The sequence below is a fragment of the Lactococcus sp. LG1074 genome (genome assembly GCF_017309525.1).
GTDB classification, from domain to species: domain Bacteria; phylum Bacillota; class Bacilli; order Lactobacillales; family Streptococcaceae; genus Lactococcus; species Lactococcus petauri.
This window is the reverse complement of the sequence record NZ_CP071293.1, coordinates 1,100,222-1,119,783: the sequence shown is the minus strand read 5'-3', so window position 1 is coordinate 1,119,783 and position 19,562 is coordinate 1,100,222. Positions and strand designations below refer to the sequence as shown.

The 19,562-nt window shown below is 38.7% G+C and carries 19 protein-coding genes; 17 read left to right on the top strand and 2 right to left on the bottom strand.

Going from position 1 to position 19,562, the window contains the following annotated elements; genetic code table 11:
• Positions 1–4: 4 nt before the first annotated feature.
• The 3 genes from J0J36_RS05545 to radC all read left to right on the top strand — a co-directional run bounded on the left by J0J36_RS05545 (position 5) and on the right by radC (position 3,398).
• Positions 5–643, top strand: a complete 639-nt coding sequence (locus J0J36_RS05545) for a deoxynucleoside kinase (protein WP_004257113.1) — start codon at positions 5–7, stop codon at positions 641–643.
• A 154-nt stretch (positions 644–797) separates the two neighbouring features.
• Positions 798–2,615, top strand: a complete 1,818-nt coding sequence (gene glmS, locus J0J36_RS05540; protein ID WP_153924895.1) for a glutamine--fructose-6-phosphate transaminase (isomerizing) — start codon at positions 798–800, stop codon at positions 2,613–2,615.
• A 99-nt stretch (positions 2,616–2,714) separates the two neighbouring features.
• Positions 2,715–3,398 carry a DNA repair protein RadC gene (radC, locus tag J0J36_RS05535; protein WP_019291707.1) on the top strand — a complete coding sequence of 228 codons (684 nt, stop codon included), beginning with the start codon at positions 2,715–2,717 and terminating at the stop codon, positions 3,396–3,398.
• 55 nt (positions 3,399–3,453) lie between these two features.
• Here radC and J0J36_RS05530 read toward each other — a convergent pair whose 3' ends face one another.
• Both J0J36_RS05530 and J0J36_RS05525 read right to left on the bottom strand, forming a co-directional pair.
• Positions 3,454–4,107 (bottom strand): redox-sensing transcriptional repressor Rex, encoded by a 654-nt coding sequence (locus J0J36_RS05530; protein WP_004257122.1) that lies wholly within the window; start codon positions 4,105–4,107, stop codon positions 3,454–3,456.
• 152 nt (positions 4,108–4,259) lie between these two features.
• Complete coding sequence (locus J0J36_RS05525; RefSeq protein WP_153924892.1) at positions 4,260–5,153, bottom strand: LysR family transcriptional regulator; 894 nt, start codon at positions 5,151–5,153, stop codon at positions 4,260–4,262.
• A 163-nt stretch (positions 5,154–5,316) separates the two neighbouring features.
• Here J0J36_RS05525 and J0J36_RS05520 point away from each other — a divergent pair, with 163 nt between their 5' ends.
• The 14 genes from J0J36_RS05520 (at position 5,317) to J0J36_RS05455 (ending at position 19,506) form a co-directional block, all read left to right on the top strand.
• The gene (locus J0J36_RS05520; protein ID WP_040087496.1) at positions 5,317–6,939 is read left to right on the top strand and encodes a malolactic enzyme; all 1,623 of its coding nucleotides are present in this window, start codon (positions 5,317–5,319) and stop codon (positions 6,937–6,939) included.
• 17 nt (positions 6,940–6,956) lie between these two features.
• A complete protein-coding gene (locus J0J36_RS05515) occupies positions 6,957–8,234 on the top strand; it encodes a 2-hydroxycarboxylate transporter family protein (RefSeq protein WP_017371074.1) in 1,278 nt (425 codons plus the stop codon).
• A gap of 400 nt (positions 8,235–8,634) precedes the next feature.
• Positions 8,635–9,336: a helix-turn-helix domain-containing protein gene (locus tag J0J36_RS05510; RefSeq protein WP_242520576.1), complete on the top strand. Its 702-nt coding sequence runs from the start codon at positions 8,635–8,637 to the stop codon at positions 9,334–9,336.
• A 238-nt stretch (positions 9,337–9,574) separates the two neighbouring features.
• Positions 9,575–10,018: a peptide-methionine (R)-S-oxide reductase MsrB gene (msrB, locus tag J0J36_RS05505; RefSeq protein WP_019291704.1), complete on the top strand. Its 444-nt coding sequence runs from the start codon at positions 9,575–9,577 to the stop codon at positions 10,016–10,018.
• Positions 10,019–10,161: 143 nt separating this feature from the next.
• Positions 10,162–11,001 (top strand): aldo/keto reductase, encoded by an 840-nt coding sequence (locus J0J36_RS05500; RefSeq protein WP_019335883.1) that lies wholly within the window; start codon positions 10,162–10,164, stop codon positions 10,999–11,001.
• A gap of 238 nt (positions 11,002–11,239) precedes the next feature.
• Entirely contained in the window at positions 11,240–11,914 is a 675-nt protein-coding gene (locus tag J0J36_RS05495; RefSeq protein WP_019291702.1) for a DnaD domain-containing protein, read from the top strand.
• A 1-nt stretch (position 11,915) separates the two neighbouring features.
• Entirely contained in the window at positions 11,916–12,560 is a 645-nt protein-coding gene (gene nth / locus J0J36_RS05490; protein ID WP_004257144.1) for an endonuclease III, read from the top strand.
• The gene (locus tag J0J36_RS05485; RefSeq protein ID WP_153924878.1) at positions 12,553–13,233 is read left to right on the top strand and encodes a tRNA (adenine(22)-N(1))-methyltransferase TrmK; all 681 of its coding nucleotides are present in this window, start codon (positions 12,553–12,555) and stop codon (positions 13,231–13,233) included. The genes nth and J0J36_RS05485 overlap by 8 nt, the downstream gene beginning before the upstream one ends.
• The gene (locus J0J36_RS05480; RefSeq protein ID WP_019291701.1) at positions 13,230–14,000 is read left to right on the top strand and encodes a Nif3-like dinuclear metal center hexameric protein; all 771 of its coding nucleotides are present in this window, start codon (positions 13,230–13,232) and stop codon (positions 13,998–14,000) included. Before J0J36_RS05485 ends, J0J36_RS05480 begins: the two co-directional genes overlap by 4 nt.
• A gap of 163 nt (positions 14,001–14,163) precedes the next feature.
• The gene (locus tag J0J36_RS05475) at positions 14,164–14,928 is read left to right on the top strand and encodes an HAD-IIB family hydrolase (RefSeq protein WP_019291700.1); all 765 of its coding nucleotides are present in this window, start codon (positions 14,164–14,166) and stop codon (positions 14,926–14,928) included.
• 6 nt (positions 14,929–14,934) lie between these two features.
• Positions 14,935–16,323 (top strand): 23S rRNA (uracil(1939)-C(5))-methyltransferase RlmD, encoded by a 1,389-nt coding sequence (gene rlmD / locus J0J36_RS05470; RefSeq protein ID WP_019291699.1) that lies wholly within the window; start codon positions 14,935–14,937, stop codon positions 16,321–16,323.
• 26 nt (positions 16,324–16,349) lie between these two features.
• Complete coding sequence (locus tag J0J36_RS05465) at positions 16,350–16,967, top strand: class I SAM-dependent methyltransferase (protein ID WP_019291698.1); 618 nt, start codon at positions 16,350–16,352, stop codon at positions 16,965–16,967.
• Between the two features lie 116 nt (positions 16,968–17,083).
• Positions 17,084–18,265, top strand: coding sequence for an AI-2E family transporter (locus tag J0J36_RS05460; protein WP_019291697.1), 1,182 nt, complete (start codon positions 17,084–17,086; stop codon positions 18,263–18,265).
• Positions 18,265–19,506 (top strand): lipopolysaccharide assembly protein LapB, encoded by a 1,242-nt coding sequence (locus J0J36_RS05455; RefSeq protein ID WP_019291696.1) that lies wholly within the window; start codon positions 18,265–18,267, stop codon positions 19,504–19,506. Before J0J36_RS05460 ends, J0J36_RS05455 begins: the two co-directional genes overlap by 1 nt.
• The last annotated feature ends 56 nt before the right edge of the window (positions 19,507–19,562 follow it).

Sequence of the window (19,562 nt, the reverse complement as noted above, 5' to 3'; positions counted from 1 at the left end):
AACTGTGATTGTTTTAGCAGGAACAATAGGAGCTGGAAAATCAAGCTTAGCAAAGGCTTTAGGGGAGCATCTTGGAACAGATGTGTATTACGAGGCCGTAGATAATAATCCGGTTCTTGACTTGTATTATCAAGATCCGAAAAAGTATGCGTTCTTGTTGCAAATCTATTTTTTGAACAAGCGTTTTGAATCAATCAAAATGGCTTATACTCAAGAGAATAATGTCCTTGATCGCTCAATTTTTGAAGACGAACTTTTCTTAACTCTAAACTATAAAAATGGCAATGTCACTAAAACAGAATTAGAAATCTATCAGAACTTGCTCAGTAATATGCTCGAAGAAATGGAAGGAATGCCTAAAAAGCGTCCTGACTTACTGGTCTATATTGATGTGAGTTTTGAAACAATGCTTTCCCGAATTGCACAACGTGGGCGTAGTTTTGAACAGATTGATGATCAACCTGAATTAAAAGCATATTACCATCAAGTCCATGAAGAATACCCCGCTTGGTATGAAAACTATGATGTATCCCCTAAAATTCGGATTAATGGAGATGCACTTGACTTCGTAAATAATACAGAAGACCTCGAAAAGGTACTTACAGAAATAGATAAAGCATTATTAAAATTACAATTAAAGTAAATCGGAAGATTTATTTTTTTTTACTCCTTAACAAACTATACCAATTAAAGAATTATTATTCTTGACAAATACAAAACATTGTATTATCATATTCTTATTGACGAAAAAATAAAGAAAAAGCTAACTATACCAATTAGCTTATGGAGAAATTAATATGTGTGGTATCGTAGGAGTTGTCGGAAATCGTAATGCAACAGACATTCTAATGCAAGGTCTTGAAAAACTTGAATACCGTGGTTATGATTCAGCAGGAATTTTAGTTGCTGATGGCGCAGGTCAAGTGAATCTTGTGAAATCTGTAGGACGCATTGCAGATTTAGAGGCAAAAACAGGTGATAACGTTACAGGATCAACAGGGATTGGTCATACACGTTGGGCGACCCATGGTAAACCAACCGAAGATAACGCGCATCCTCATACTTCTACTTCAGGACGTTTCGTTTTAGTACACAATGGTGTAATTGAAAACTTCTCAGAAATCAGAGAAGAATATCTTGCTAAGGATACATTTAAAGGTCAAACAGATACAGAGGTGGCTGTTCATCTCATCGCTAAGTTTGCAGAAGAAGAAGGACTCTCTGTACTTGAAGCCTTCAAAAAGGCACTCTCTATTATTGAAGGTTCTTATGCTTTTGCTCTTATGGATGCTGAAGATGCTGACGTGATCTATGTTGCGAAAAACAAATCGCCTTTACTTATTGGCTTGGGGGATGGCTACAACATGGTATGTTCTGATGCGATGGCGATGATTCGTGAAACATCTGAATTTATGGAAATTCATGATAAAGAACTGGTTATCTTAACTAAAGATAAGGCAGAAGTCATGGATTATGAAGGATATAAGGTTGAGCGCCAAAGCTACACAGCAGAACTTGACCTTTCTGACATTGGTAAAGGAACATATCCTTACTACATGCTCAAAGAAATTGATGAACAACCAACGGTAATGCGTAAATTGGTCTCAACTTATACCGATCAAGACGGGCAATTAACTGTTGATACGGATATCGTTAAAGCTGTTCAAGCAGCAGATCGTATTTATATTATTGCGGCAGGAACATCGCTTCATGCAGGTTATGCTTCAAAACAAATTCTTGAAGAGCTGACGAATACACCAGTTGAGCTTGGCGTGGCTTCTGAGTGGGGCTATGGTATGCCACTATTAAGCAAAAATCCTTTGTTTATCTTCCTTTCACAGTCCGGTGAAACAGCAGATAGCCGTCAGGTATTGGTAAAAGTAAATGCGCTTGGTCATCCAAGTTTAACGGTCACAAATGTTCCTGGCTCTACATTGTCACGTGAAGCAACACACACAATGCTGATTGGTGCGGGGCCTGAAATTTCGGTGGCCTCTACAAAAGCTTACACTGGACAAATTGCAACGCTCGCCTTCCTAGCAAAAGCTGTAGGTGATGCAGACCAAAATCCTAAGTCACTTGCTTTTGACTTGGTTAAGGAAATTTCACTCGTGGCACAATCTATCGAATCTACATTGTCAGAGAAGGAATTGATTTCCGATGTTGTAGCCAAGCTTTTACCAGAAGCACGAAATGCCTTCTACATCGGACGCAAACAAGATTATTTTGTCTCTATGGAAGCCAGTCTAAAATTAAAAGAAATTTCATATATCCAATGTGAAGGCTTTGCTGCTGGTGAACTCAAACACGGAACAATTTCCTTGATTGAAAATGGTACACCTGTTATTGCCCTTATTTCAAATAATGAAGAAGTTGCGGCACACACCCGTGGAAACGTTATAGAAACAGTGGCACGTGGGGCTTCAGCAATTACGATTGTCGAAGAAGCTGTAGCGCGTGAAGATGATGATATCGTTATCAATAACGTTCATCCTTATCTTTCAGCGATATCAATGGTGGTACCCACACAGCTTATTGCATACTACGCAACTGTCCAACGAGGGTTGGATGTTGATAAACCACGTAACCTCGCCAAAGCTGTAACAGTGGAATAAAAACGAAATAAAAAAGTGGGTTATAAAAATCCACTTTTTTATTTTCTAAAAAAGTGATACCTACACTCTTTTTTCGTATAAATGATTAAGGAGAAAGTCGTGTATCACATTAAAGAAGAACAATATCCGATGAGACCCCGAGAAAGATTGAACATTTTTGGACCAGAAAAGCTGAGTGAACAAGAACTTTTAGCCATTTTACTCCGAACAGGCAGTAAAAAAGAAAATGTTATGGAACTTGCTGCACGGGTTTTGACAACCTTTAGCAGTTTAGAAGAGTTTCGTCGGGCTTCTCTAACAGAGTTGAAAGCAATCTCCGGTATTGGGCCTATCAAAGCCTTGGAAATTCGGGCGATGATTGAACTGGGTAAACGAATCCATACGACCCAAAGAAAAAGATACGGACAAGTAATAGGATCTCGCCAATTTGGGTTGAGTTTAGCAGATGAGATGTCTGATTTTGAACAGGAAAATTTAGTCGCAATCTACCTAGACGCACAGCATCGCATTATTCAGAAAAAAACGATTTTTATTGGTGCTGTGAACCATTCCATTGCCAATCCCCGGGAAATTTTACATCATGCGGTAAGAAATTTAGCTGTAGGGATCATCATTGCACATAATCATCCCTCCGGGATTACCCAACCAAGTCAACAAGACAAGCTGTTCACACAGAAGATTAAGCAAGCATGCGATGCTTTAGGTATACAACTTTTAGATCATATCATTACAGGCCAGGCTTCTTATTTGAGCTTTAGAGAAGAAGGTTTATTGGGCGAATAAAAAGTACATAGGAAGTCAACCTTCCTATGTACTTTTTTATTTTTAAGCTCTCAACTTATTTGATGTCTTTATTTGACATAAAGAATAAGAGGGTTTGAAGTTCTTTCGTTAAGTCAATTGACTGAACGACAACATCTTCAGGAACTTGCAAGCGCAAGGGTGAAAAGTTAAGAATACCTTTGATACCTGATTTAACTAGGATATCTGCGACTTCTTGAGCGTTCTCTTTATTGACAGAAATAATTGCTGTTTTGATTTTTGAATCTTTAATATTTTTAGAGAAGTCAGCGATGTCGTAGATAGGCACACCTGTAGAAGTTGTTGTACCAACGAGTGGATTTTCTGGAACATCATAAGCTTGGGTAACGCGCATTTTATTGCGGTTTTGGAATTCATAATTAATAAGGGCGCGTCCAAGGTTACCGACTCCTACGAGTGCGATATGCGTTTCTTGATCTTGTCCGAGTAATTCTCCAAAGAAATCACGTAAAGCGCGTGTTTCATAACCATAGCCTCGACGTCCCAGCTCACCAAAGAGTGAAAAATCGCGACGAATCGTCGCTGCATCCACACCAATTTTTTCCGAAATAAGTTGTGAGTTTGTGCGTGTTACTTGTTCATCAACTAAAAGTTTGAACAAGCGATAATATTGAGGCAAACGTTTTGCCGTTGCCTTGGGTAGTTGTTTATTAACTTGGGAGCCAGCCATGTTATCTCCTTTACATAGTCTTTGTGAATATTTTACCTTTTTTGAGTGGGGCTTGTCAAACAATTCTTTCCGGAATTATGCGGTTGGCGAAAGTTTGTGAAAAAAACGGAGAAAATTTAACAAAGAAAAAAGAGAAAAAATCTCTTTTCTCTTCAATTTATTTTTTCATTTAGCTCATCCAGTAAGCGAATCAATTCTTTCAAGTCCGCATTGAGAAGTGTACTTCTTAAATAAGCATATTGAACATGAAAAATTTGCTTATCTTCAGGTATTAGTGGTATCTTTATAAGACTATCCATATCGGCAAAGGGAAGAAAATCGGTCATCAAGGTTATGCCAACATTTGAGTTGACCAGTTGGCCAATAGTATGGATATCCGAAAAATTAAAAAGAACTTTTGCTTTTTTCTTGTATTTTTCATTCAAATTTTGGAAAGCTTCCATATGCACAAAACTTTCATCAAGCAGGATAAAAGGATAATCCAAGGCTTCTTTAAATGAAATTTCTTGACGTGAGGCAAGTGGGTTATCTTTAGAGACAAAGATATAAAATTCGCGTTGGTAAAGTAATTTCACAAAAAGGTTGGGGTGCATCAGGGGAGCAATGCTGCCTATAAGGCTAAAATCAATTGAGCCGGAGATAAGTTTGGCCAGAAGTTCCTCCGAGCCACCCGATACTAAATCAAACTTAGATAAAAAGCTAATCGCCTCCTTATCGTTTATGAGTTGAGCCAGAATTTTTGCTCGAATAATAGGGGGGAAACCAATATGATTTTGATGATTTTTAGAATGCTCGATGGCTCTTTGCGTGAGTGCCAACTCTTCCAAAATACTTTCGATATGAATTTTCAATATTTTCCCTTCATCTGTTAGGACAACTGTTCGGTGAGAAGGATCTTTGTATATTAAATTACAGTTATAATATTGTTCCAATCTCTTTACAGCGTAGGTAATTGTCGGCTGACTTACCCCAAAATGATTAGAAACAGCAGTAAAAGACAACAAGTCCCCTAAGGCATTAAAATACTCGAAATCATGCAAATTCATTAGTTTAAACGCTCCTTTGACCCTTATATTCTATCACAAGTTTATCGATTTGTTATAAATAATATTTATTATAACCCAAAGGTTTGACTATAATTTTTTATAAGTATTAAAATACATTTTGTAAGAATTTCTTATAGGAATAATAAATTTGGAGGACGTACGAATGCGTGCACATGAAATTTTAAACAATCCTTTTTTAAATAAAGGAACAGCATTTACTATGGAAGAACGTAAGGAACTTGGCTTAATTGGTCTTTTGCCACCTTATGTTCAAACACTTGAAGAACAAGCAGAACAAACTTACCAACATTACTTGGAAAAACCATCTGATTTAGAGAAACGCCATTTCTTGATGGAAATCTTCAATACAAACCGTACTTTGTTCTACTATTTGTTTAACCAACATATCGTAGAGTTTAATCCTATCGTATATGATCCAGTTATTGCTGAAACAATCGAAAACTACAGCCGTCTATTTGTAGATCCACAATATGCTGCATATCTTGATATTAACCATCCAGAAAATATCCAAGAAACATTGAAAAATGCAGCGGGCGATCGCAATATCCGTCTGATTGTTGTGACAGATGCTGAAGGAATTCTCGGTATCGGCGACTGGGGAACACAAGGTGTTGATATCTCTGTTGGTAAATTAATGGTTTATACTGCAGCAGCCGGTATCGATCCAGCATCAGTTCTTCCTATCGTTATTGATGCAGGGACTAACCGTAAAGAACTCTTGGAAGATTCAATGTATCTTGGAAATCGTCACGCCCGTGTTTATGGGGACCAATATTACGACTTTGTTGACCAGTTTGTGGAAACTGCTGAAGCAATGTTCCCTAAACTTTATTTGCACTGGGAAGACTTCGGACGTTCAAATGCTGCAAATATCTTGAACAAATACAAAAAAGCAATTCCAACTTTCAACGATGATATCCAAGGAACTGGTATTGTTGTTTTAGGTGGTATCTTCGGTTCACTTGATATCACAGGTGAAAAATTAACAGACCAAGTTTACCTCTGCTACGGTGGTGGCTCTGCTGGTGCAGGGATTGCTGATCGTGTTCATGCGGAGATGGTAAGTGAAGGACTTTCAGAAGAAGAAGCCTACAACCATTTCTTTATGATGGATAAACAAGGGTTGCTCTTTGATGATATGGAAGATTTGACTCCAGCACAAAAACCATTTGCTAAAAAACGTGCAGATTTTGCAAATGCTGGTGATATGACGGACTTAGCCAATGTTATCAAAACAGTTAAAGCTACTATCTTGGTAGGTACTTCAACTGATGCAGGTGCATTTACAAAAGAAGTTGTTGAAGCAATGTGTGCCAACACTGAACGCCCAGTGATTTTCCCAATCTCAAATCCAACTAAAAAATTGGAAGCAACTGCTGAACAAGTGATTACATGGTCTGATGGTAAAGCCTTTGTTGCAACAGGTATTCCTTCAGGAACTGTCTCTTATAAAGGTGTCGACTACCAAATCGGTCAAGCAAATAACGCTTTGATCTATCCTGGTTTGGGACTTGGTATGTTGGCTTCAGAAGCATCACTTCTTACTGATGAAATGATTGGTGCCGCTGCGCACTCATTGAGTGGTCTTGTTGATCCAGGCGCTGCTGGTGCTCCGGTTCTTCCTCCATTTGAATATGTTGCTGATGTTTCAATCAAAGTTGCAGAAGCAGTAGCTAAAAAAGCTCAAGAACAAGGTTTGGCACAAGCTCAAGAAAAAGATATGGTGAAAGCCGTTCGCGAGATGAAATGGTATCCAAAATACTAAGAGGTTAATGGATTAAAATGAAAAAATTAAAAGAAATAAAAATTTCAGGAATAAGTCTTCCTCTCTATGCCTTTTTTATGATTGTGTTGGCAGTGACAATAGGTTTAGGAAAATTACCACTTAACATGGTGGGTATTACTCTCCTATTAGTACTGTTGGGGCACTTGCTTTACTTTATTGGTGAAAAATTACCCATTATGAATTCATATTTGGGTGGTGGATCAGTTTTCACTTTATTAGGTGCAACTCTCTTATCCTTTTTCCATATCATTCCTGCAAATGTGATTGATGCAGTAGGCAAATTTATGGGCGGTCAATTTGGTTTTCTTGATTTCTATATTGCAGCCTTGATTTGTGGATCAATCTTGGGAATGAACAGAAGTTTGCTTGTCAAAGCTTCGGCGAAATTTATCCCTGTTGCTTTGGTCACAATGGTCGTTGGTTTCTTCGCTGTTGGTGGTATGGGTGTCTTGCTTGGCAATGGTTTTGCAGACTCTGTCATGTATGTTTCAATGCCTATGATGTCTGGTGGTATGGGAGCCGGAATTACACCTTTATCACAAATCTATGCTGATGGTTTAGCCAATGGTAACCAAACCGCAATTTTCTCTCAACTTGCTCCCGCAGTAACCTTTGGGAATATTATTGCCATCATTGGGGCGCTTTCCATTTCTAAAATCTTTGCGAAATCAAAATACAATGGTCACGGCACCTTAGTTTCTGCAACAAAAGAAGAACTTGCAAAACCTAAAATTGAATTTGATGCCACTAAAATTGGTGTCGGTATGCTGTATGCCTTTACCCTACTCATGGTGGGTGTGATTTTGAATAAATTCTTCCCAAATATCCATGAATACGCCTTTATGATTATCATCGTCTTTGTTCTCAAAGCCTTTGATGCTGTACCAAAAGAGTTGGAGGAATCGGTTGTGATGTTTAACCAAATCATCATGACCAATCTTACACATGCGGTATTGGCAGGTATTGGTTTGGCATTGATTGATTTGACCACACTAGGCTCTGCTTTGACATGGCAATTTATTGTGCTCTGTCTGACAAGTGTTATCGCGATGGGCTTGACAAGCTGGTTCTTGGGACTTGCCTTAGGTATGTACCCTGTCGAAACAGCTATCGGTGCTGGTATGATTAATAACTCTATGGGTGGAACAGGTAATATTGCCGTTCTCTCTGCCTCTGATCGTATGGAAATGATTGCCTTTGCACAAATGGCCAACCGTTTGTGTGGTGCCATTGTCCTCATCATGGGTGGTATACTCATTCGCTTCTTTTACTAATTGATCCTCCAATCAAAGTAATATAATAACAAAATAATAATGAATTAAAACGAGGTTTAGCAAAACTTCGTTTTTTTATTGCATTTAAAGAGAAAGGGTTACCATTATAATAGTAGAAAACAAAATTCTTTTCGAATAACTTTCAATCATAACAAAAAGACGCCTCCAGTGACAAGAAAAAATCTATACCAAACAGGATATGTTTAGAATTCTAAACATATCCTGTTTGGTATATACTCCTAAGAACAAAAAAGATATAATTTTATCTTGGAAAGTGAGAGCTTGTGAAGTAGATAATGATAAAACTTATCTGTCTTTGGATGCTCGAAAGTGGGTTTAGTGTAAAATGATTTATAGTAAGTATGGAAAAATATTCCACAACCTAAGGTTACAAAAAAATATGAGTCTATCAGAGTTGAATACACTAAGTGGTGTTTCTAAAGCAACGATTTCACAGTTTGAAAACGGTAAATCTTTAGTATCTTTTGACAAACTTGAAGCGCTTCTAGAAAGTATGAATCTTACTATTTTAGATTATTCCTTGCTTGTAAATAACGGCTTACCTGAATATTTTATTACACAGTTTCAAAATATTGAAAATGCATATTATAATCAAGATGAGGCAGAGCTCCAATATCTGTATGAAAAAAACCTAGAATATGAGAATGAATCTACCTATATGATTGCTTTAAGTGCTAAAGCAACGTACACTCAGCTGTCGGAAAAAGAAATCCAAGAAGTGGAATCTCTTTTATCAGTAGGACCACTTTGGGGGCAGTATGAGTTATATATCCTCATCCACACGTTGGAACAGCTCAATCTAAATTTGATCTGGAATATTATCGAGACATTTTTTAAAAATAAAAAATTTTTTAAATACTTAAAGGTACTTCATGAATACCGTGCATTGCTGATTAATATTTTGATCAAGGCTGAATTAGTATTTATTGAAGCAGAGTGTGATACAAAAGCTGGGATTGTTTTATCACGGTTGAATAGTCTCACTGTGGAATCGGATTTGACAAGTAAGGCGATTGCTCGTGTTTTAAAAGGATGTTATATATACGCTTTCGAAAGTCGAAGTAATGGCGAAAAATTATAACAGCTTGCCTCGAAGTGATGGATAATGTGGGCGCGATAAAATTAAAAAATGTCATTGTGAGGCGCATTACATTGCTAAAAAGTAGGGTTCAAAAATGAAGAAACACCACTTAGATAAGTGGTATGCCTTATGCTAATATAACAAGAAAGCTTAAGGAGAAATTACAGACAGAACCAGCTACTTTTTATGGGGAGAGTGCTATAATAAAGGGAGAAAAACAGATAAGGTGGTGTTTATCATGGAAAAACCTTCAAAAGAAGAACTCAAGCAAAGATTGTCTGATATAGAATATGCAGTGACGCAAGAAAATGCAACGGAACGTCCTTTTTCAGGAAAATACGATGATTTCTATCAAGAGGGAATTTACGTTGATATTGTCAGCGGGGAACCGCTCTTTAGCTCAACGGATAAATATGATGCTGGATGTGGTTGGCCGTCATTTACTCACCCCATAGAAAAACGTGGTGTCAAAGAAAAAGCTGATTTCTCATTAGGCATGCATCGTGTGGAAGTAAGAAGTAAGGAGGCTGATTCTCACTTAGGACATGTGTTCAATGATGGACCACAAGATCAGGGAGGATTGCGTTATTGTATAAATGCTGCGGCTTTAAGATTTATTCCGGTTGAAAAATTAGAAGAAGAGGGCTATGGCGAATACAAAGCCTTGTTTGGCAAAGGATAATTTGGGAAAGAAAACCTAAAAAAATTATCGCCCAAAATTAATAAACAGGTATTTTTTCTTCCACTCTGTCCTATGTTAGAATGAAAATATAGAGAATATGTGTTTATTTTCTGTGGAAATTCAACTATAAGGAGGATTTACGAATGAAAACACCTTTAATAACGATGAATGATGGCCATTTGATACCAAGTGTGGGTCTAGGAACCTATCAGATCCGTGGCGGAGAAGGTCTGGATCAGGTTTTGACAGCTATCCAGAGTGGTTACCGTCTTTTGGATACATCAACCAACTATGACAGTGAGGGGATAGTCGGTGAAGCCATTCGTCGTTCAGGTCTTCCGCGTTCAGAATTTTTCGTGACGACGAAGTTACCGGGAAAATATCATCATTATGAAGATGCTTTGGGCATGATTCAAGAATCGCTCTATCGTATGGGCTTGGAGTATTTTGATTTATATCTGATTCACTGGCCCCTGCCAAAACGTGGACTATATGTGGAAGCTTGGAAGGCTTTAATTCAAGCTCAAAAAATGGGCTTAATACGCTCCATTGGTGTTTCCAACTTCGAACCCGAGCATTTAGACAAAATTATTACTGAAACAGGCGTTACTCCAGCCGTCAATCAAATTGAAATTCACCCCTATTGGGTGCAAGAGCATATGGTAAAAGCAAATGCTGAGCGCGGCATCATTACGGAAGCATGGAGTCCATTAGGGCGAGGAAACGATGCCCTTGAAGAGCCTATTATCACAAGTCTTGCTGAAAAGTATGGGAAGACAGCTGGTCAAATTGTGCTACGTTGGCATGTAGAACGTGGCATTGTTCCTATTCCAAAATCCAGAAATTTAATCCATCAACGAAAAAATCTAGCAATTTTTGATTTTGAATTAACTGAAGATGAGGTAGCGCAGATTAATACGCTGGAAAAACCAGACGGACGTATTGATGGTCAAGATCCGAATGAATATGAAGAATTTGATTAAAATTGGCAACCAATAAAAAAGGAAACTCTTAGTAATGAGAGTTTCTTTTTTTATTCCATATCATATTTTGTAAAAGTATTAGGAACCGTTGCTTCTCATGGTACACTTGCAGTAATTATCGTTATTATTTTTGCATTTGTTGAGCGTCTTGTGTATGTCAAAAAATTTAAAAATTAAATATGTATCTCAATGATGATGTATCTGTGGTTGATTGAAGCATTTATGATAAAATAGAACTATGACCTACTATGAAAATTACATGACTGGACACATTGTACTTCCTCATGCTATGCTGGAGCATTTTGCTCAAGTGTTTCCTTCAGCAGAGGATTTTTTGGTTTGGCTTTATTTATATGAAAATCGTGATATAGCGCCAAGTGAAATTGCAACTAAAATAGGAAAAAAACTTGCCGATGTGAACCGCAGTATTGACAATCTTCAAGAATTCGGCTCTTTAAAGGTTACTTTACTCGGAATTGCTGGAGATATGGAAACCATCTTTGATGTCACACCAGCTTTAAAAAAATTAGACCAATTAGAGGGTTTAGCTAAAGAAGAGCATGCAGAAACAACTGCACCAACACAACAAAACAAGAGCCAGCTGCAAGAATTAGTCCATATTTTCGAAGCGGAAATGGGCATGATTACTCCGATGCAAAGCGAAGAGCTTCGTATTCTCTTGTTTGAAGATAAGTACGACTTTGAGCTCATTAAACTTGCCTTGCGTGAAGCAGTGGTGAACCGTAAGGTTTCGCTCAACTACATCAAAGCCATTTTACGCAATTGGCGCAATGATGGCTTGATGAGTACCCAAGCTGTGGAGCAGCGCAAGGAAGAGCGTACTGAAGCCACGCAAAACCATAAAAATACTAATTTTTATATCCCGATGGATGGGCCCTGGAACGGAAAATAATATGCTGAGTAAGAAACGATTTTTAGAAGCTTTAGATATCATTGTCGCTATGTTTCCTGAAGCACATGGTGAGCTAGAATGGGAAACACCCTTTCAACTTTTAATTGCCACCATTTTATCTGCACAAGCTACAGATAAGGGCGTTAATAAGGCGACACCAGGACTTTTTGCTAAATACCCTGATCCAGAAAGCTTGGCACAGGCAGATATCGCAGATGTCGAACAATGTATCCGAACGATTGGACTTTACAAAACAAAAGCGAAGAATATTGTCAAAACTTCGCAAATGTTGGTAGAAAATTTTAACAGTGAACTGCCCAGAGATAAAAAGTTATTACAAACCTTGCCGGGTGTAGGACGGAAAACGGCCAATGTTGTTCTGGGAGAAACCTACGGTATTCCTGGAATAGCTGTTGATACGCATGTTGAACGTATTTCAAAACGCTTGGATATTGTGCCACAAAAAGCCTCCGTCTTGGAGGTGGAAGAGAAGTTGATGAAGCTGATTCCTGAAGAACGTTGGGTGGAAAGTCATCACCATCTCATCTTTTTTGGCCGTTATCATTGTACAGCACGTGCTCCAAAGTGTGAGGAATGTCCTGTGCTTGAATACTGTAAATTTGGAAAGAAAAACTTAAATGAATGAAATAATAAAACTCTCGAAACGCCTACAAGCTGTTGCAGATCTCGTGAAGCCCAATAGCCGTCTTCTGGACGTGGGCAGCGACCATGCTTATTTGCCTGCCTATTTGGTTCAGCAAGAAAAGATTGACTTTGCAATCGCAGGCGAAGTGGTTAAAGGCCCTTATCAAATCGCCCAAAATCACGTGGCTGAGCAGAACTTACAAGAGAAGATTGAAGTCAGATTAGCTAATGGTCTGGCTGCCTTTGAAGAAAGTGATGCTATTACAAGTATCGTGATTGCTGGTATGGGAGGGATTTTAATCTCCGAAATCCTCGAAGCTGGAAAAGACAAATTGAGCCAAGTGGAGCAACTCGTTTTACAACCCAATAATCATGAAGAGAGCCTTCGTTCTTGGCTTATGGCACATAATTTTGTAATTACTTCTGAAAAGATACTTCTTGAAGCAGGAAAAATCTACGAAATTATTGTGGCAGAACACGGCACAGCCGAGCTGAATGAAACAGAGCTTGAATTTGGACCATATTTGTCCCAAGAAAAATCAGAAGTCTTCCGTCAAAAGTGGCATAAAGAGCTCAATACTTTAAATAAAATACTTGAGCGACTTCCTGAAAATCATGAAAAACGGGTAACAGTTCAAGCAGAAAAAGAAAAAATAGAAGGAGTCCTCCAATGAAAATCAGAGAGTTCATGGCCTTGTATGAAGAATTTTGTCCCAAAGATTTAGCAGTTGAAGGCGATCCTGTTGGCTTACAGATAGGCTCGCTCGATGCTCCAGTAAAAAAGGTCTTGGTGACACTAGATATTCGTGAACAAACGGTTTTAGAGGCCATTGAAATGGATGTGGATTTGATTTTAGCAAAACATCCAGTTATTTTTCGGCCTTTAGCCAACTTGACAGATGCGGACAGTCAGGAAAAAATCGTCCTTGATTTGATAAAAGCAGGCATTGCAGTTTATACAAGTCATACCAATATTGATGTTGTGGATGGTGGCCTTAACGATTGGTTCTGTGATCTTTTAGACATTAAAGATACGGAAATCTTATCAGCGGAAGGTTTAGGTCGTGTCGGAAATATCACACCGATGAGCTTGGCAGACTTTTCAGAAAAAATGAAACAAACTTTTGCTTTAGATCATCTGCGTTTGGTGACTTATGATCGCTCTTTGAGCCAGACTATTCAACGTGTGGCTATCTGTGGGGGCAGCGGTGGAAAATTCTGGCCAGAAGCTCAAGCCAAAGGAGCAGATCTCTATATTACGGGTGATATATATTATCACGTTGGTCATGACCAGCTTTCGCAGGGGCTTATTGGACTGGATCCTGGTCATTACTTGGAACATCTCTTTATCCCAAAAGTTGCTAAAAAACTAGCCAGCTTTGGTACAGATGTTGAAATCATTGAAAGCAAAGAAAATACCAATCCCTTCTTTGATATTTAAATTCAAAACTTTATGATACTTTACATGTCATGAAGTTTTTTCATTTTATAAACCCAAATTCCGAACCATTTTCCGGATAAAAGTTGCATCTGGTTTCGCATAGCTCTCAATAAAGCTCAAGTCTGTTAAAATAAGTTGAGAGAGACAATGATGGAGAAACAGAATGAATTTTAAGAAAGAAAGTTATGATGCACTCGTGTTTGATTTGGACGGGACAATTGTTTTTAATGGTTACGAAATTGAAGCAAATATCCTTGAAAAATTACGTCAACTGGATGAAAAGGTCAAAATAATTTTTGCTTCAGCTCGTCCTGTACGCGATATGCTGCCGCTTTTAGAAGACTTCCCAGACAATGATTTGATTGGCGGAAACGGCAGTATTGTTCGTATGAAGCAAGGCATTTCCCCCACACAAACCATCACACCCACTAGTGTAGAAAAAATTGTAACTTTTATACAGTTGCGAGGGCTAGAGTATGTCATAGATTATGATTGGAATTACAGTGCAAAAGTTTCTGCTCAAACAAACATACTTAATAAATTGGATACCGCTCACAAAGCTCAAAACGTCGACTTGAGTTATGAAGATGTGATTAAAATCATCATATTTGGTGTTACACCAAAGTTCTATCAGGAATTCAATACAGATGAAGAACTGGCTGTTTTATACCATTCTGATGTGCAGGAATTGGTGATTACGGCTAGAAACATCAATAAATATCAGGTATTGTCGGAAGTCATGGGACAGACTAACTATATCGGCTTTGGTAATGATAAAAATGATGTAAAACTACTCCAACATGCCAAGCTTGCAATTTCTGTAGGCGATAACCCAGAAGTCCTTCAGGTGAGCCACGAGCATCTACCAGCAGAGAGTGAAAAAATTGCTGCTTTTTTGGGGAAGTTGATTCTTGACAGTAGAGGATGAAAGACATTGGACTTTATCAAGCGGGTATGCTATCATAAAAGCATGAAAAAATTCCAGAAAAATGAAGTGATTCAAGGAACAGTCCTTGACTTAACACATGAAGGGCAAGGAGTTATCAAAGCAGATAACTTCCCTTTTTTTGTTGAAAATGCCTTACCCGGTGAAGAGATAAAAATGAAAGTCCTAAAAGTCGGAAAGAATTTCGGCTTCGGTAAGGTTGAAGAATGGCTCAGCCAATCACCAGATCGTGTACAAGATGTCAATATGACCTATCTCCGTACAGGGATAGCTGACTTTGGGCACATGACCTATCCAGCCCAGCTTCACTTTAAACACAAACAAGTTGTTGATGTACTGCGTAAAAACGCACACAAGCCAGACTTTCCGGTTCTTGACACTTTAGGTGCGGAACAAGAAAGCCAATACCGCAATAAAGCACAGGTGCCTGTCCGTAGCATCAATGGTAAAACAGAGACGGGCTTTTTCCGAAAAAACTCACACGATTTAGTGCCAATTCGTGATTTTTACATCCAAAATCCAGAAATTGATGAGTTGGTTAATCAGGTGCGGGAGAGTTTAATCAAGCTCAATATTCCGCCTTATGATGAGCAAACAAAACGAGGCATTGTACGCAATATCGTGATTCGTCGTGGTCATCACAGCGGCCAAATGATGCTGATTTTGGTTGTGACTAAAGAGAAATTCGCGGGGCTTTCAGAACTTGTGGCTGAATACAGCAATAAAGTGGACTCTTTCCAGCTCAGTATTAATACCTCAACAGGGAATGCGATCTTTGGCTCTAAGTTCAAACTGCTCTCAGGTAAAGATTATATAACGGACAGCATGTTAGGTAAAGACTTCCAAATCTCGGCCCGTGCATTCTATCAAGTCAACACAGCACAGGCAGAAAAACTCTATCAGTTGGCTTATGATTTTGCAGATTTGAAAGCTGAAGATGTTGTGATTGATGCTTATTCCGGTATCGGTACAATCGGCCTTGGAATGGCAGATAAGGTTGCACAAGTTTACGGTATGGAAATCATACCAGAAGCAGTTGAAAACGCGAAGACAAATGCAGCGCTGAATGGTATTACAAATGCGCAGTACGAAGTAGGACCGGCAGAAGAAGTAATGCCACAATGGTTACAAGACGGTATCCAACCTAATGTTATCTTCGTTGATCCACCTCGCAAGGGTCTAGACGAAAGCTTTATCAAAGCCGCCACAGCAACCCAAGCACGTGCCGTGGTCTATATCTCATGTAATCCAGCGACATTTGCGCGTGATGTCGTCCGCTTTGAAGAAGAAGGCTATCTTTTGGAGAAAGTACAACCCGTTGATCTTTTCCCACAGACGAAGCATGTGGAGTGTGTGGGATTGTTGCTGAAAAAATAAGACTCAATTCCAAAAAGAACCCAAAAATGCCACACAAAAATCACAATTACGAAAAAGAATCAGAAAAATTCTATGATAATATCGCCCAGCATTTTGACCACTCCTTTGATGGTTTCCTTGCTTCATTTTTCAAAAAGTTTATTGTCAAACATTTGGAAGTGCCCAAAGATGCCAGTATTCTTGATATCGGCTGTGCCAATGGCACTCTTCTGTCCATGCTCAGTAAGCAGACAAATATTTCGGGGGCAGGTTTAGACATTTCTTCTGAAATGGTTAAGGTTGCCAGCCAACGTCATCCTCAGTTTGAATTTAAGCAAGGTAGTGCGGAAGCTGTTCCATTTCCGAAGAATGATTTCGATATTATCACTTGTTCGGCCAGTTTTCATCATTTCCCTCATCCCGATCGCTTTTTAGATGAGGCCAGCCGTTTGTTAAAACAGGACGGCAGATTAGTCATCGTGGAAATTCATATCCCTGTAGTGACAAAGCTTTATAATTGGCGACTGAACCGCTTTTCAACTGAAGGTGATGTCAAGGTTTATCAACCTAAAGAGCTGGTAAGCCTCTTTCAAGAAAAAGGCTGGAAAATTGTAAATCACAAAATTTTTCTTCAAATTCAATATTATGAACTACAAAAGCTGTGAACACAGCTTTTTTACATAAATAAAATTATGTAAACGAAGAGCCTTCTATGTCAATATTATTGGGATTATGTTATAATTTAAACAGTATTTTACACATTAGAAGGGGAAAAAATCCTATGGAAAAACAAAATTTCAGATCCTCTGTTTTTTTCAAATGGTTTGTAAATAATAAAGTCGTGACGGCGCTCTTGGTGGTCTTACTTTTATTACTTAATATTCTATTACTCAGCAAAGTTAACTTTATCTTTGCACCAATTGCCGATTTTCTGACCATTGTTTCATTGCCTGTCGTTTTAGCAGCCGTGTTTTATTACTTGCTTAATCCGATAGTTGATTATCTTGAAAAGAAACGCGTGCCACGTATCGCCAGTATTATTGTACTTTTTATACTCATTGCTGGTTTGTTAGTTTGGGGTCTGGCTTATGCCATTCCTTCTATCTCAAACAGTGTGGCAAGTTTCTCTAAGCACGTGCCAAACTATGTCGAACAAATGCAAGAAGAAGTAAATAAACTCTTGACCAATCGTCATTTTGAGCAATTCCGCCCACAAATGGATAATTTCATGGATTCCCTCGGGAATAATATCGTGGACTGGTCGAAAAACTTTTCAACTGCTGCTTTTAGCTCAATCACTGATGTGATTACACGTACAGCAAGTGTCTTTATTTCACTGGTTATCTTCCCGTTTGTCCTCTTTTATCTTTTACGGGACGGGAAAAATTTGAATGGCTATATCACACATCTTTTACCTGTAAACTGGCGCAAAGATACTTCAAAAATCTTGACGGAGATGAACTCACAACTTGCAAACTACGTACGTGGTCAAGTTATTGTTGCGATTGCAGTTGCTTTGATGCTTGCGATTGGTTTACCAATCATTGGTTTGCGTTACGGGATCACACTTGCTATCTTGTCTGGACTCTTTAACTTGATTCCATTCCTTGGATTCTACTTGGCCATCATTCCGGCTATGATTATCGGTTTAGCAACAGGTGGACCAATCATGTTGCTTAAAGTCTTGATTGTCTATATCATTGAACAAACACTTGAAGGACGTTTCGTTTCGCCTTTAGTTTTAGGTAAACAGTTGAGCATTCACCCGATCACAGTTCTCTTTGTGCTCTTAACGGCCGGGAAAGTCTTTGGCTTATGGGGTGTTCTGCTGGGAATTCCTTTCTATGCAGCAGCCAAAGTAATTATCACACATATCTATGATTGGTACCGTGAAATTTCAGAACTTTATCAACCTGTTGATTTAGACAATACAAGTGAACTTGAAAAAATAGAGGAGAGCTAATGTCTTATTCAGAAGATACTATTGATTTTCTACATAAAGGTGATTTGATTGGGATGCATAATGCTTTGAGCAATGCGCTCAAGCATGATAATGAAGAAATGCTTGCGGATTTAGCAGAGTATTTGCAAATGGTGGGTTTTATTGATGAGAGCCATCAGGTCTATGATAAGATTCTGGGTGACAATCCTGAAAGTACCGACTATTTGATTAATCTGGCGGAGATTGCAGAGGATGATGGGCAAATTGACGATGCATTAAACTATCTCTATCAAATTCCTGCTGGAGACGAAAACTATGTGGCTGCTTTGATTCAAATTGCGGATTTGTACCAGTTTGAAGGCGACTTTGAGACGGCCATTAGCAAGCTTGAAGAAGCACGTGAACTTTCCGACTCACCCCTGATTACTTTTGCGCTTGCGGAAAGTTATTACGAGCAGGGTGCTTATCAGGATGCTATCCAGAACTACGCCAAGCTTTCTGTACGTGAAATTCTACAGCAAACTAAAATCTCTACTTATCAGCGTATCGGTGAATCCTACGCACATCTAGGGAATTTTGAAAATGCGATTGCCTTTTTAGAAAAGTCTTTTGAGTTTGATAAAACTGCCGATACGATTTACAAAATTGCGCTACTTTATAGCGAGTTGGACAATCAAGCCCGTGCGATTAGCTATTTTAAACAGTTAGAAGACTATAATACAGATTTGCTCAATTACGAGTTAGCCTATGCCCAAACACTGGAAGCAGACCGTCAGTTTGATGAAGCTGCCCGTGTGGCGCAAGAAGGTTTACTGAAAAATCCGAATTCGGCTTTACTGTTGCATTTTCTCTCGAAGCTGGCTTACAGTCAAAAGGACCAAGCAGCTGCAGAACGTTACTTGATGGATGCGCTGAATGTTGCGGAGCTCCATGACGAAACAGTGTTCCTCCTTGCAAACCTTTATTTCAACGAGTCAGACTTTGAAGCTGTAATTCGCTTGGAAGATTTGTTAGAAGAAGAACATCTCTTGGCGCAGTGGTTGTTTGCACAAGCCCATAAAGAGCTGGAAAATGATGCACAAGCAGAAGCGCTCTATACAGAGCTCTTGTCGACTGCCTTGACTGATAATCCAGATTTCTTAAAGGATTATGTTGATTTCCTTTTGCAAATCGGACAAAATGAGAAGGCACAAACCTATATTAAACAATATCTGGAGCTTGTTCCAGAAGATGAAGAAATGAGAGGACTGTTGTTCGAGTAATCGAGCAATGGTTTTTTTATTGAAGTAAGATGACAAAGTCTGTAATATTTCATAGG